This window comes from Aquabacterium sp. J223 (genome assembly GCF_024666615.1).
Lineage (GTDB): Bacteria > Pseudomonadota > Gammaproteobacteria > Burkholderiales > Burkholderiaceae_C > J223.
This window is the reverse complement of sequence record NZ_CP088297.1, coordinates 3,648,544-3,661,278: the sequence shown is the minus strand read 5'-3', so window position 1 is coordinate 3,661,278 and position 12,735 is coordinate 3,648,544. Positions and strand designations below refer to the sequence as shown.

The 12,735-nt window shown below is 73.8% G+C and carries 12 protein-coding genes and 1 pseudogene; 1 reads left to right on the top strand and 12 read right to left on the bottom strand.

Annotated elements, in window-relative coordinates:
* Nucleotides 1-40 precede the first annotated feature (40 nt).
* The 8 genes and pseudogenes from LRS07_RS17330 to LRS07_RS22315 all read right to left on the bottom strand — a co-directional run.
* The gene (locus LRS07_RS17330; RefSeq protein WP_260499194.1) at nucleotides 41-2,428 is read right to left on the bottom strand and encodes a xanthine dehydrogenase family protein molybdopterin-binding subunit; all 2,388 of its coding nucleotides are present in this window, start codon (nucleotides 2,426-2,428) and stop codon (nucleotides 41-43) included.
* On the bottom strand, nucleotides 2,425-2,910 hold the full coding sequence (locus LRS07_RS17325) for a (2Fe-2S)-binding protein (RefSeq protein WP_260499193.1): 486 nt from the start codon (nucleotides 2,908-2,910) through the stop codon (nucleotides 2,425-2,427). Before LRS07_RS17325 ends, LRS07_RS17330 begins: the two co-directional genes overlap by 4 nt.
* Nucleotides 2,907-3,767 carry an FAD binding domain-containing protein gene (locus tag LRS07_RS17320; RefSeq protein WP_260499192.1) on the bottom strand — a complete coding sequence of 287 codons (861 nt, stop codon included), beginning with the start codon at nucleotides 3,765-3,767 and terminating at the stop codon, nucleotides 2,907-2,909. Before LRS07_RS17320 ends, LRS07_RS17325 begins: the two co-directional genes overlap by 4 nt.
* A gap of 11 nt (nucleotides 3,768-3,778) precedes the next feature.
* Nucleotides 3,779-4,759, bottom strand: a complete 981-nt coding sequence (locus tag LRS07_RS17315; RefSeq protein ID WP_260499191.1) for a tripartite tricarboxylate transporter substrate-binding protein — start codon at nucleotides 4,757-4,759, stop codon at nucleotides 3,779-3,781.
* 14 nt (nucleotides 4,760-4,773) lie between these two features.
* Complete coding sequence (locus LRS07_RS17310; RefSeq protein WP_260499190.1) at nucleotides 4,774-5,628, bottom strand: NAD(P)-dependent oxidoreductase; 855 nt, start codon at nucleotides 5,626-5,628, stop codon at nucleotides 4,774-4,776.
* A gap of 106 nt (nucleotides 5,629-5,734) precedes the next feature.
* Entirely contained in the window at nucleotides 5,735-6,685 is a 951-nt protein-coding gene (locus tag LRS07_RS17305) for a LysR family transcriptional regulator (RefSeq protein ID WP_260499189.1), read from the bottom strand.
* On the bottom strand, nucleotides 6,682-6,828 hold the full coding sequence (locus tag LRS07_RS17300) for a hypothetical protein (protein ID WP_260499188.1): 147 nt from the start codon (nucleotides 6,826-6,828) through the stop codon (nucleotides 6,682-6,684). The genes LRS07_RS17305 and LRS07_RS17300 overlap by 4 nt, the downstream gene beginning before the upstream one ends.
* A gap of 284 nt (nucleotides 6,829-7,112) precedes the next feature.
* Nucleotides 7,113-7,322, bottom strand: a pseudogene (locus tag LRS07_RS22315) (glutathione S-transferase N-terminal domain-containing protein); the annotation flags it as partial.
* Nucleotides 7,323-7,494: 172 nt separating this feature from the next.
* On the opposite strand from LRS07_RS22315, the gene LRS07_RS17295 reads away from it, so the two are divergent.
* Nucleotides 7,495-9,153 (top strand): UGSC family (seleno)protein, encoded by a 1,659-nt coding sequence (locus tag LRS07_RS17295; RefSeq protein WP_260499187.1) that lies wholly within the window; start codon nucleotides 7,495-7,497, stop codon nucleotides 9,151-9,153.
* A gap of 34 nt (nucleotides 9,154-9,187) precedes the next feature.
* Here LRS07_RS17295 and LRS07_RS17290 read toward each other — a convergent pair whose 3' ends face one another.
* From LRS07_RS17290 to LRS07_RS17275, 4 genes are read right to left on the bottom strand one after another with little or no spacing between them, the layout of a single operon-like run.
* The gene (locus LRS07_RS17290; protein ID WP_260499186.1) at nucleotides 9,188-9,919 is read right to left on the bottom strand and encodes an enolase C-terminal domain-like protein; all 732 of its coding nucleotides are present in this window, start codon (nucleotides 9,917-9,919) and stop codon (nucleotides 9,188-9,190) included.
* Nucleotides 9,892-10,386: an enolase-like domain-containing protein gene (locus tag LRS07_RS17285; protein ID WP_260499185.1), complete on the bottom strand. Its 495-nt coding sequence runs from the start codon at nucleotides 10,384-10,386 to the stop codon at nucleotides 9,892-9,894. Before LRS07_RS17285 ends, LRS07_RS17290 begins: the two co-directional genes overlap by 28 nt.
* Entirely contained in the window at nucleotides 10,387-11,358 is a 972-nt protein-coding gene (locus tag LRS07_RS17280) for a Bug family tripartite tricarboxylate transporter substrate binding protein (RefSeq protein ID WP_260499184.1), read from the bottom strand.
* Nucleotides 11,355-12,728 carry an aromatic ring-hydroxylating oxygenase subunit alpha gene (locus LRS07_RS17275; protein WP_260499183.1) on the bottom strand — a complete coding sequence of 458 codons (1,374 nt, stop codon included), beginning with the start codon at nucleotides 12,726-12,728 and terminating at the stop codon, nucleotides 11,355-11,357. The genes LRS07_RS17280 and LRS07_RS17275 overlap by 4 nt, the downstream gene beginning before the upstream one ends.
* Nucleotides 12,729-12,735: the final 7 nt, after the last annotated feature.

Sequence of the window (12,735 nt, the reverse complement as noted above, 5' to 3'; positions counted from 1 at the left end):
GACTCAACAGCCGTGGCTTATGAGTCGGCCCGCGGGCCGCTCAGCGCGGCACCTTGCCCAGCGCCTGCAGCACCCGCTGCGGGGTGATGGGGATCTCGGTGAGGAAGGCGCCGAAGGGCGCCAGCGCGTCGTTGACGGCGTTGAGCACCGCGGCGGAGGCGCCGGCGACGCCCGCCTCGCCGGCGCCCTTGGCGCCGAGCGTGGAGGTCCGGGTCGGCGTGTGCAGGTGGGCCACCTCGATGTCGGGCATCTCGCCGGCCATGGGCACCAGGTACTCGGCCAGGCTGCCGTTGAGCAGCTGGCCCTCGTCGCCGTAGAGCACCTCCTCGTACAGCGCGGCGCCCAGGCCCTGCACCACCCCGCCGCGGATCTGCTCGTCGACCAGCAGCGGGTTGACCACGGTGCCGCAGTCCTCCACCACCCAGTGGCGCAGCAGCCGCACCCAGCCGGTGTCGAGGTCCACCTCGACATGGCTGGCGTGCACGCCGTTGCTGAAGACGCTGCCGTAGGCCCGCTGCGAGAAGCTGCGCGTGACCATCAGCTCGGGCGTGATGTCGGCCGGTGTCAGGTCGGGCCGGAAGTAGGCGCGGCGGGCCAGGGCTTCCAGGCTCAGGTGGCGCTCGCCGCCCTCGCGTTCCACCACCTCGCCGCCGCGCAGGTCGAGCGCGTCGGCCGGCCGGCCGAGCACCCGGGCGGCGAAGGCGAGCAGGTTCTCGCGCAGCGCCCGCGCCGCCAGCCACACCGCCTCGCCGCCGATGCCGGTGCCGCGCGACCCCCAGTTGCCGCCGCCGTAGGGCGTGACGTCGGTGTCGCCGAGCAGCACCCGCACGCGCTCCACCGGCACGCCGAGGCCGCTGGCCGCCACCTGCGCCACCATCATCGCCGCGCCCTGGCCGAACTCGGTGATGCCGACGGCGCAGTGCACCATGCCGCTGGCGGTCAGCCGCAGCATGCAGGCGTCCTGCGAGGCGATGGGCGCCCCGCCGGCGCCGTACACCCGCCCCGACGGCGAGGTCATCTCGACGAAGTGCGCCAGCCCGATGCCGCGGTGCACGCCGCGCGCCCGCTCGCGCGCCTGCGCGGCGCGCAGCCCGTCGTAGTCCATCATCTGCAGCAGGCGGTCCAGCGAGGCCTGCTGCGACAGACCTTCCACCACCGGGCCGGTGGCCAGCGTCCACGGGTAGGCGTCGTCGGCCACCAGGTTGCGCCGTCGCGCCTGCGCGGGGTCGACGCCGACGGCGCGTGCCGCCTGCTCCAGCATCACCTCGGTGGCCAGGCAGGCCACCGGGTGGCCGACGGCCCGGTAGGGGCCGACCATGCCCTTGTGCTGGAAGGCGACCCGCAGCCGGCCCCGGTAGTGGCGGTTGCGATAGGGCGCGCCGGCCAGGTTGAGCACCTGGTTGCCCTCGCCGGTGCCGGCCCGCGGGTAGCAGCCGTAGGGCCCGAAGGTCTGCACGTCGTCGAGCTCGAAGGCCAGGATCTCGCCCTCGGCCGACACCGCCATGCGGGCCTCGATGCGGTGGCCGCGGGCGTGCACGTCGCTCTGGAACGACTCCAGCCGGTCGGCGACGAACTTCACCGGCCGACCGAGCTGCAGCGCCATCGCCACCGCGGCCATCTCGTCGCCGAAGACGTGGATCTTCAGCCCGAAGCTGCCGCCCACGTCGGGCACGATCACCCGCACCTGCGACTCGGGCAGTCCGAACTGGTCGGCCAGCAGCCACTGCATCATGTGCGGCACCTGCGACGCATGCCACACCGTGAGCTGCCGGTCCGCCGGGTTGAAGTCGGCCAGGATGGCCCGCGGCTCCAGCGTGACGTGGGTGTGGCGGCCGGTGCGCAGCGTGGCGCTGACCACCGCCGCGGCGGCGGCGAAACCCTGCTCGACGTCGCCGCTCGCCACCTCGCGGCGGTAGCAAACGTTGTCGGCGTCGCCCGGGTGCACCGGCCGCGCGTCCGGCGCCAGCGCGGCCAGCTCGTCGGCCACCACCGGCAGCGGTTCCCAGGTCACCTCGACGCGCTCGGCGGCGTCTTCGGCCTGGGCCCGCGTGCCCGCGACCACGACGGCCACCGGCTCGCCCTGCCAGCACACGCGGTCGATGGCCAGCGCGTGCTGCGGCGGCGAGCGCATGCCCGGCGCGGTGGCCAGCGTGCCGACCCAGGGCTTGCACCAGCCGGCCATGTCGCGGCCGGTGGCGACGGCGAGCACGCCCGGCGCCCGCCGCGCCGGCTCGACGTCGATCGAGACGATGCGGGCGTGCGCGTAGGGGCTGCGCACCATCACCGCATGGGCCAGTCGCGGCGGCTGCAGGTCGTCGACGTAGCAGCCGCGGCCCTGCAGCAGGCGCTCCAGGCCGCGGCGGGGCAGCGGCTGGCCGATGCAGGCGTCGGCCGTCTGCGCCTGCGGCAGGTCGCGCGGGCTGTTCATCCCTGCAGCGCCCGGCAGGTCGCTTCGACCGCGTCGACGATGGCCTGGTAGCCGGTGCAGCGGCACAGGTTGCCGGACAGGTGCTCGCGGATCTCCTCCCGGCTCGGGCGGTCGGGCCGGTCCAGCAGGTCCGCCGCGGTGAGCAGCATGGCCGGGGTGCAGAAGCCGCACTGCGCGGCGTTGTGCCGGTGGAAGGCCGCCTGCAGCGCCGCCATGCGGGCATCGGCTGCGCCCTCGATGGTCTGCACCGAGGCGCCGTCGGCCTGCACCGCGAGCACCAGGCAGCCGCGCACCACCCGGCCGTCCAGCCGCACGGTGCAGGCACCGCACACGCCGTGTTCGCAGCCGACATGGGTGCCGGTGAGGCCGAGGTCCTCGCGCAGGAAGTCGGCCAGGTGCCGGCGCACCGCCACCGGCCGCTCGACGGCCTCGCCGTTGACCTGCAGCCGCAGGGTCATGGACTCGATGGGCTCGGTGCTCATGGTGGCGCGAGGGTGGTGAGCAGCCGCCGCAACTGCACCGTCGCCAGGTGGTGCTTGGTGGCCGCGGCGGTGTGCAGGTCGCCTTCGCAGCGCAGCTCATCGCGCAGCGCGGCGCAGGCGTCGTCGATGGCCTCGGCGTCCAGCCGGCGGCCGCACAGCGCCGCCGCCGCGCCGGGCAGCCGCAGCGCGCGGTCGGCGACGCCGAACTGCACGACGGTCGCATCGTGGATGCGATCGGGGCCGCCGGCCAGCCGCACGCAGGTGCCGACCACCGCATAGTCGCCCCGGCGGCGCGCCAGCTCGTCGAAGGCCACGCGTTCGCCGGGCGGTGCGTCGGGCAGCACGATGGCCGTCAGCAGCTCGTCGGGGTCCAGCGCGGTGCTGAAGGCGCCCTGGAAGAAGTCCTCGGCGGCGACGGTGCGCGGTCCGCGGCGACGCGACCGCAGCTCGAAGCGGGCCGCGAGCGCGGTACACACCGCCGGCACTTCGGCGGCCGGGTCGGCCAGCGCCGCGCTGCCGCCCAGGGTGCCGCGGTGGCGGATGGCCGGATGGGCCACGTGCGGCAGCGCCAGCGCGAGCAGCGGTGCCGCTGCGGCGAGCCGCGGGTCGGCCTGCGCCTCGTGGTAGGTGGTCATGGCGCCGAGGCGCACGCCGCCTTCCCCGCGCGCGATGCCGCGCAGCGCCGCCACGTCCTGCAGGTCGACCAGCACCGCCGGCGCGGCCAGCCGCAGGTGCAGCACCGGCAGCAGGCTCTGCCCGCCGGCCAGGGGCCGGGCGTCGGCACCGTGCTGGTCGAGCAGGGCCAGCGCCTCGTCGAGGTCGCGCGGCCGGCAGTAGGCGAAGGCGGGCGCCTTCATCGTGGTGCGGCTCAGTCCTCGGCGACGAAGCCGGTGGCGCGGATGGCCGGTCCCCAGCGGTCGTGGTCGGCCTTCTGCACCCGGGCCAGCACGTCAGGGCCGCCGCCGGTGAGCTGCAGGCCCACCTTCGCCCCCTGCGCCCTGAGCTCGGGCTGCCGCGTGGCCTCGACCAGCGCCTGCGACAGCCGCTGCACCACCGGTGCCGGCGTGCCGGCCGGCGCGTAGGCGCCGTACCAGAAGCTGCCCTCGATGTCGTGGCCCAGTTCCTTGAAGGTGGGCACGTCGGGCAGGGTGGCCTCGCGCCGCGGCGCCGACACCGCCAGCGCGCGCAGCTTGCCCGCCGCGTGCTGCGGCGAGATGTCGTTGACGGTGAGGATGGCCGCCTTGATGTGGCCGCCCAGCAGCGCGTTCATGACGTCGGCGCTGCCGCGGTGCGGCACGTGCGTCATCGACACCCCGGCCGCGCGCTCGAACATCGAGATGAAGAAGTGCGACGGCGAGCCGACGCCGGTGGAGCCGTACAGGCCCATGTCGCGGTCGCGCTTCACCGCCTCGACGTACTCCTGCAGCGTGCGCGCCGGGGCGTCGGCGCGCACGGCCAGCGCGAGGCCGAACTCGGCCAGGTGCGCCACCGGCACGAAGTCCTTCGCCGGGTCGTAGCGCAGCTGGCGGTAGGTGTGGGGGAAGATGGTCATCACCGCCATCGGCGCGACGAGCAGGGTCGAGCCGTCGGCCGGCGTCCGCTTGACGTGCTCGGCGGCGAGCCGACCGGCGGCGCCGACGCGGTTCTCCACGATCACCGGCCGGCCGAGGGCCGGCGCGATGCGCTCGCCGAGCTGGCGGGTCAGCGCATCGATGCCGGCGCCGGGCGGGAACCCGAGCACCAGCGCCAGCGGCCGCTCCTGCGCGGCAACGGGCCAGGGCAGTGCGCCGGCCAGCGGCGCGGCGAGCAGGGCGAGGGCGCGCCGGCGGCGCAGCGGGGTCGACGGCATGGCGGCCTCCGGGCTCACAGGTACAGCCGCGCCACCTCGTGCACGGCCTTCGCTTCGGGGAAGCGCTCGACCAGCTGGGTCCAGCGGGCGTGGGCGTTGCGCAGGCCGGGCAGGTCGATGCCCAGGGCGTCGGCTTCTTCCAGCGCCAGCGTCAGGTCCTTGACCACGTGCACCGGGTGGAAGTTGGGCGGGAACTCGCCGCGCAGGGCCAGCGGCGCCAGGCCGTGCAGCGACTTCGAGTCGGTGAGGCCGGCCTGCAGCATCTGCAGCATCTGGTCGGTGTCCAGCCCCGCGCGGCGGGCGAAGAACAGGCCCTCGATGGCGCTGATCATGTTCTGCATCGCCACGCACTGGTTGACCAGCTTGGCGCGCTGGCCGTTGCCGGCCGGCCCGTAGTGCAGCACGGTGCGGCTGAAGGTGTCGAGCAGCGGACGGGCGCGCTGCAGGGCGTCGGCCTCGCCGCCCACCATCACGATCAGCGCCCCGGCCTGCGCCCCCTGCGGCCCGCCGGTGACCGGCGCGTCCAGCGCCTGGTGGCCGTGGGTGGCGGCGGCCTCGTGCAGCCGCTGGGCCAGCCGGGGGCTCGAGGTGGTCATGTCGATCAGCAGGGCGCCGTGCGGCGCCGCGTCGAGGATCTCGCCGAAGTACAGGCCCTCGACGTCGCGCGGCCCGCCGACCATGGTGAAGACCACTTCCGCGTCGCGCACCGCCTCGGCGGCGGTGGCGGCCCAGCGGGCGCCGCGCTCGACCAGCCCCTGGGCCCGCGACGGCGTGCGGGCGTGCACGCTCAGCGTGTGGCCGGCGGCCATCAGGTGGCCGGCCAGCGGCCCGCCCATGGTGCCGGTGCCGATGAAGGCGATGTTCGACATGGCAGCTCCCGCGGCCACCCCGCGGGCCGGTGCGAAGCATTGTCGAAGCCGCCGGCGCGGCCGGGGCGCGATGACGGTTATCGCCGCCGCGACCGCGAACTGCGGGCTAGTCCCGAGAGACAGCGTCGGCCGGTGTGGGGGCCGGCGCCTGCTGGAACTGCGCGGCGATCTGCTGGCGCAGCCAGACCAGGCCGGGGTCGTGGTGGCGGCGCCGGTGCCAGAACTGGCGCACCTCCCACTGCGGCAGCTCGAAGGGCAGGGCGCAGTGGCGCAGCCCGGGCTGGCGGCAGAACAGCTCGGCCACCGTGGCGGGCACGACGGCGACGAGGTCGGTGCCGGCCAGCACATGCGGCGCGGCCGACAGGCTGGACAGCTCGACGACGATGCGGCGTTCGATGCCGCGCTGCTTCAGCGCCGCCTCGCACAGCGCCTGGTAGCCGATGTCGGTGCCGACCACCGCATGGTCGAGCCGGGCGAAGGCCTCCAGCGTGAGGGCGCCGGACGCGGCCGCCGGGTGGTCCTGCCGCATCAGCACCACCAGCGGCCGCGCGGCGTAGAGCTTCTGCTGGAACATGCTGGCGCCGCCGAACTCGGGGAAGAGGCCGACGGCCAGGTCGGCCTGCCCGCTTTCGAGCAGCGCCTGCCGGTGTTCCGCCGAGCCGCCGAGCACCTTCAGGTCCACCCCCGGCGCCCGCTGGCGCAGGTGGGCCAGCAGCCGGGGCACGAACACCATCTGGCCGAGCTCGCCGAACACCAGCACGAAGGTGCGCCGCGAGGTCGGCGGGTGGAACGCCGGGGCCGTCAGGATCTCGTCCTGCAGCAGCGCCAGCACCTGCGCCAGCGGCGCGCGCAGCGCCAGCGCGCGGGCGGTGGGCTCCACGCCCAGCGCGTGCTTGACGAACAGCTCGTCGCCGAGGGCGGTGCGCAGCCGGGCGAGGGCGGTGCTCACCGTCGACTGCGCCAGCCCCAGGCGTTGCGCCGCGGCGCTGACGTTGTGGTCCTTCAGCAGCGCGTCCAGCACGAGCAGCTGCTGCAGGTCGAGGTGGTGCAGGCTCACGCCCGTTCGAGCTGCGCCTTGGCCTCGGCCTCGAAGGCCAGCGCCCGCTGCACCGACGCTCGCGCCTCCATGCGCGTGCGGTGGGCCTGCGCGCGGGGAAGGCCGACAGGTCGAGCCCCAGCTGCGACGCGCGGCGGACGCACCAGTAGTAGTAGGCGTCGGCGGCGCTGAAGTCGCCGAACAGCCAGGCCTGCTCGCCCAACGCGGCCTCGCCCACCGCGAAGTGCTGGGCCAGCAGCTTCTGCGCGCAGCGCCGCACCGACTCGGCCGAGTCGGGCAGGTCGCAGTAGCGCTCGGGCCGGGCGTTGGGCGTCAGCGACGGGTGGATGGCCGAAGCGCACCAGGCCATGAAGGCGATGGCCTTCAGTTCCTGCAACGGGTCGGCGGGCAGCAGGCGCGCGTCGGGGAAGCGCCGCGCGACGCACTGCTGGATGGCCACGTTCTCGGTCAGCGGCTCGCCGTCGATCAGCAGCACCGGCACCTTGCGCTTGGGGTTGAGCCGGGCGAAGTCGTCGCCCAGCTGCTCGCCCTTGGCCATGTTGACCAGGCGCACCGAGAAGTCGGCGCCGGCCTCGGTGAGGGTGACGTAGGGCACCAGCGAACAGGCCAGCGGCGCATAGAAGAGGACAAGGCTCATCGAAAGCTCCGGAAGGGGGTAAGGGCGCCGGGCGTGGCAGGCTCGGCATTGTCGAGGTCGGTCCGAAGGACTCGACGCCGCGCTAACCAAGTGTCATGGGCTCGTCGATCTTTTCAATGGGCGACGGACGAGGGTCACCGAACAATCGACGCGCCCGCCCGGAGCTCGCCCGATGTCCACCGCCTCCCTCGCCGCCCCTCGGCTGACCGTGCACCACCCGCAGGGCGACCCGCCGGTGCCGGCCACCCGGCAGCCGGCCCGTCGCCCGCCGAGCCTGGAGGGCAGGACGGTCTACCTGGTCGACACCCGCTTCGACGACGGCGTGGAATTGCTCAAGCAGGTGCAGCGCTGGTTCCACGAGCGGATGCCCGGCGTGACCACCCGCCTGGTGCAGCTGTCCAGCTACTACGGCCAGGACGACCCGGCGCTGTGGACCGAGATCCGCGAAAAGGGCCATGCTGCCATCGTCGGCGTCGGCCACTGCAGCACCTGCGCGCCCGCGGTCTCCACCCATGCCATCACGCTGGAGACGCAGTACGGCGTGCCCACGGTGGCCCTGCACACGGCCGCCTTCCGCCGCGTGGTGCAGTCGGTGGTCCGCGTCGCCGGCCTGCCGCAGGCGCCGCTGGTCTTCGTGCCGCAGCCGGTGATGGGCAAGGGCGAGGACGAGCTGCGCGCCTACGTGCACGGCGCCGACCCGGTGACCGGCCGGCCGGTGATGGAGGAGGTGATCGAGGCGCTGACGCGGCCGCTGCCGGCCAGCGCCGACGTGGCGCCGGTGCCGCACCGCACGCCCCGGCTGCTGCCGCCGGACAGCGAGGACCGGCTGCACGAGGCCTTCGCGCAGCGCGGCTGGACCGACCACCTGCCCATCGTGCTGCCCACCGAAGAGCGCGTCGCCGCCATGCTGGCCGGCACCCGCCGGCGGCCCGACGAGGTGGTCGGCCGCCTGCAGCCCACCGCCAACCGCGGCGCCTGGCAGTTCACCGTCGAACGGGTGGCGGTGAACGCGGTGATGGCGGGCTGCCGCCCGGAATCCCTGCCGGTGCTGCTGGCCCTGGCGGCCAGCGGCATCTCGGCGCGCGGCAGCACCTCCAGCTCCGCCTCGGCCATGGTGGTGGTCAACGGGCCGATCCGCCGGCAGATCGGCATGAACGGCGGCCTCGGCGCGATGGGGCCCTACAACCAGGCCAACGCCACCATCGGCCGCGCGTACGGGCTGCTGTCGCAGAACCTGCAGGGCGGCTCGGTGCCGGGCGACACCTTCATGGGCTCGCTGGGCAACAACTACACCTACAACAGCCTGACCTTCGCCGAGAACGAGGAGCGCAGCCCCTGGGAGCCGCTGCACGTGCAGAAGGGCTTCGCCGCCGACGCGAGCACGGTCAGCGTCTTCCACGGCTGCCGCTCGACCACCTTCGGCCTCGGCCTGCGCCGCGCGCACTGGCGCGAGCACGTGCGCGACATGCTGCTGGGCACCGACGCCATCACCGCGCCGGTGCTGCTGCTCGATCCCATCGCCGCGCGGCAGTTCGTCGAGCGCGGCGGCTTCGTGCGCAAGGCGGCGCTGATCCGCTGGCTGCACGAGACGGCGGAGATGCCCGCCGCGCGCTACTGGGACCTGCAGCTGGTGCAGAACTACGTGCACCCCCGCGCCACCGCCGGCCAGTCGCCCAAGTCGCGTTACCTCGACACACCGCCCGACGCACCGGTGCGCGTCTTCGAGGAGCGCGACATCCACGTCGTGGTGGTCGGGGGCGAGGCCAACGGCTACTGGCAGATGATGGGCGCGCACCATAAGGCCACCGTGTCCATCGACGACTGGCGCTGACGCCGGGGCGGTCGGCGGGCCGGGCGCCAGGACCTCAGCCCCAGCCCGGCTCGCGCGGCGGGTGGGCGCGCACCGCCTCCTCCACCACGTCGGCGCCCCAGCCGGGCCCGGTCGGCAGCTGCAGCCGCCCGCGTTCGACACGCGGCGGCACGGTGAGCAGCGAGTCCTTCCAGGGCACGTCGTCCACCTCCACCTCCATGATGCGCAGGTTGGGGATGGCGGCCGCCAGGTGGGCGTTGATCAGCGTGTACAGCGGGCCGCAGAAGTTGTGCGGTGCCACGTTGACGTCGTAGGCGTCGGCCATGGCGGCGATGCGCACCGACTCCAGCAGCCCGTTCCACGGCGCGTCGACGATGGCCACGTCCATCGCCCGCTGCTCCAGGAAGGGCCGGTAGGCGCGGCGGCCGTGCAGCGCCTCGCAGGAGGCGATGGGCGTGGCCGTGGCGGCGCGCACCATGGCCAGCGCCGCCGCGTCGAAGGTGTCGACCTCCAGCCAGGTCAGGTCCAGCGGTTCCAGGTCGCGGGCGATGCGCAGCAGCGCCTCCGGCCGCACGCCGAAGTTGAGGTCGACCATCAGCCCGGTGTCGGGGCCGGCGCCGTCGCGGAAGGCCTCCAGCAGCGCCACCATGTCGCGCCGTGTGCCGGCGTCGGGGTTGAGCTCGAACGCGGTCGGGCTGGGGCCGAAGCCGGGGTAGACCATCGACACCCCGTCCGGCGTGAAGCGCAGCGGGTTGGTCTTCAGCGCGGCGAAGCCCCGCGCACGCACCTCTTCGCCGATGCGCTTGACGTCGTCCAGCGTGCGCAGCGGGGGGTGCCGATGACCTGCTCAAACAGCTCCGGCGCGCGGGCGCGGAACGAGCCGCAGTGCGACCAGTACAGCGGCAGCTCGTGCCGGAAGGGACCCCCGAACAGCGCCACCACCGGCACGCCCAGCGCCTTGGCCTTGACGTCCAGGCAGGCGTTCTCCAGCGCGCCGATGGCCTGGTGGTTGAGGCCGCCCTCGGTGACCCGGGTGCGCGCGGCCAGCTTGGCCGACAGCCGCGCCACCTCGCGCGGGTCCTCGCCCACCAGCACCGCGCCGAGCCGGCGGATGACGTCGGTGAGGCCGCGGCTCCAGTAGGTCTCGTAGTACTCGGCCCAGCCGACCAGCCCTTCGTCGGTGATCAACTTCAAGAAGCTGAAGACGCGCCAGCCGCCGTCGGCGTGCAGGGTCTCGATGCCGGTGATGCGCATCTAGCGACCCTGCAGGTTGGCCGCGCGCACGGTGTCCTTCATCGACTCGTCCATCCGGGCCGCCCAGTCGGCGTAGGCCTTCGAGCCCTGCAGCCAGCGCTCCTTCTTCAGGTCGTCGAGCAGCTTCTCGGTGGCGGGGTCGGTCAGCGCCTTGCTGAACGCGGCGTGCAGCCGCTGCACCACCTCCTCCGGCATGCCCTTGGGGCCGACGATGCCGATGGTGCTGCTGGCGGTGTCGTAGCCCTTCTGCCGCGCCGTGGGCACGTTGGCCATGTAGGGCGCCGGCTCGGCGTTGAACTGCAGCAGGTAGCGCACGCGGTCGGCGGCGACGAAGGGCAGGTTGGCGCCGGCCAGGTCGGAGGTGACCATCACCTCGCCGGCGACCAGCGCGCGGATGACCTCGGCCGTGCCCTTGTACGGCACATGGGTGGCGCTGACGCCCAGCTTGCGGAAGAGGTTCTCGGCGACCAGGTGCATGGTGGTGCCGACGCCCGGGCTGCCGTAGGTCAGGCGTCCCGGGTTGGCGCGGGCCCACGCCACCAGGTCCTCCATGGTCCTGAGCGGCGAGGCGGACGCCACCTGCAGCGACAGCGAGTCGCTGGTCAGGCCGATGATGTAGGTGAAGTCGGTCAGCGGGTTCCAGTCCACCTTGTTCATGTGCGGATAGGACAGCAGCGACGCCGAGAACATGGAGACGGTGTAGCCGTCGGGCTTGGCCGTCTTGGCCATCATCACCGGGCCCAGCGAGCCGCCGGCGCCGGGGCGGTTGACCACCACCACCGCCTGCCCCAGGTCCTTGCCGGCCTGCTCGGCCAGCGCCCGCATGATGGTGTCGGCCGGCCCGCCGGTGAAGGGCACGATGAGCGTCAGCGGCTTGGTGGGGAAGGGCTCGGCCGCACGCGGCGCGCCGGTCGCCATCAGGAGGGCGCTGCTGGCCAGCAGGGACAGCAGGCTGCGGATCACGCGGTTCATTGCACATCTCCGGGGGGTTGGGTCAGCAGGCGGTGCCACTCGCGGTAGCAGGCGTGCATCACGGTCTCGCCGCCGAAGGCCATGCCGCCGGCCTGGGCGTCGGTGGGGCGCACGCCGAGGTCGCGGGCCAGCTGCCAGGGGTCCAGCCGCGGCGAGGCGGGGGCCGGGCCGAGGCCGCGCAGGTGCCCTTCGGTCACGCCGGCGGCGGTGGCCGCCAGCCCGCGCTGTGACAGCTCGAACATGGTGTTGTCGTCCGAGGTCGCCATGCCGCTGGGGTTGAAGAAGTCCTCGTACTGGCGGATGCGGTCGCGGCGGGCCGCGGCCGCTTCGCCCACCGGCGCCAGGCACCACGACCGCATCAGCGTGCGATCGGGCGCCAGCGGCTGCCAGACCCGCAGCTGCAGCGAGTGCACGTCGATGATCTGCAGGTTGGGGAAGATGGTCAGGTTGCGGTTGAGGTGCATCCACTTCAGCCGCAGCGGGTCGGTGCTGCCGCTCACCCGGTCGAACAGACGCGGGTCGGCGCGCAGCGGCCGTGTCACCCGCAGCGAGTTGCGGTTGCCCCACATCACCGCATGGCCGCGGTCGAAGCCGAAGGTGCCCTGGTCCATGGTGTCGTCGGGGAACCAGCGCTCTGGCGCGGGCGGGTTCGCGCCCTCGCCGCCGCGGTTGCGGATCACGTCCATGTAGGACGCGTGCGTCGACGAGAAGTGGTAGTAGTCCAGCCCGTTCTCGAGCTGCAGCTTCCAGTTGGCGTTGAAGGTGTAGGCGATGGCGCCCGGCACCGTCTCGAAGCCGTCGGGCGCCTGGTCCATCACCAGGTCGATGAAGCGGCGCGCGTCGCCCAGGTGCGCCTCCAGGTCCGGCACGTCCGTCGACAGGCTGGCGAACAGCAGGCCGCGGTAGCCGGCGAAGCGGGGCACCGGCACCAGCCCGTGGTCGGACGACGCGTCGAAGGCCGGCGGGTAGCGGCCGTCCTCCTTGCCGGGCAGGAAGGCGCAGCGGCCGCTGGGCTCGTAGGCCCAGCCGTGGTACTGGCAGACGTGCACCCGCTTGTTGCCCGCCGGCTCCAGCGCCACCAGCGCGCCGCGGTGGCGGCAGCTGTTGAGCAGGCAGTGCAGCCGGCCGTCGCCGTCGCGGGTCAGCAGCACCGGCTGCCGTCCGAGGGTGGTGGTGAGGTAGTCGTAAGGCCGCGCCACCTGCGACTCGAGGCCGACGAAGACCCAGGTCGACTCGAAGATGCGCGCCTGCTCCAGCTCGAAGACGGCCCGGCTGGTGTAGGCCGACCGGTCGACGCGGAAGAGCCCGTCGGCGGGCCGGTCGTGCAGCAGACCGGCGAGGTCGGGCGTGTCGTTGCGGTCCTGCGTCATGGCAGGG

What these genes read in the sequence shown, in the direction of transcription:
- LRS07_RS17330 (WP_260499194.1), bottom strand. Translation starts at nt 2,428, where the DNA reads ATGAACAGCCCGCGCGACCTGCCGCAGGCGCAGACGGCCGACGCCTGC.
- LRS07_RS17325 (WP_260499193.1), bottom strand. Translation starts at nt 2,910, where the DNA reads ATGAGCACCGAGCCCATCGAGTCCATGACCCTGCGGCTGCAGGTCAAC.
- LRS07_RS17320 (WP_260499192.1), bottom strand. Translation starts at nt 3,767, where the DNA reads ATGAAGGCGCCCGCCTTCGCCTACTGCCGGCCGCGCGACCTCGACGAG.
- LRS07_RS17315 (WP_260499191.1), bottom strand. Translation starts at nt 4,759, where the DNA reads ATGCCGTCGACCCCGCTGCGCCGCCGGCGCGCCCTCGCCCTGCTCGCC.
- LRS07_RS17310 (WP_260499190.1), bottom strand. Translation starts at nt 5,628, where the DNA reads ATGTCGAACATCGCCTTCATCGGCACCGGCACCATGGGCGGGCCGCTG.
- LRS07_RS17295 (WP_260499187.1), top strand. Translation starts at nt 7,495, where the DNA reads ATGTCCACCGCCTCCCTCGCCGCCCCTCGGCTGACCGTGCACCACCCG.
- LRS07_RS17285 (WP_260499185.1), bottom strand. Translation starts at nt 10,386, where the DNA reads ATGCGCATCACCGGCATCGAGACCCTGCACGCCGACGGCGGCTGGCGC.
- LRS07_RS17280 (WP_260499184.1), bottom strand. Translation starts at nt 11,358, where the DNA reads ATGAACCGCGTGATCCGCAGCCTGCTGTCCCTGCTGGCCAGCAGCGCC.
- LRS07_RS17275 (WP_260499183.1), bottom strand. Translation starts at nt 12,728, where the DNA reads ATGACGCAGGACCGCAACGACACGCCCGACCTCGCCGGTCTGCTGCAC.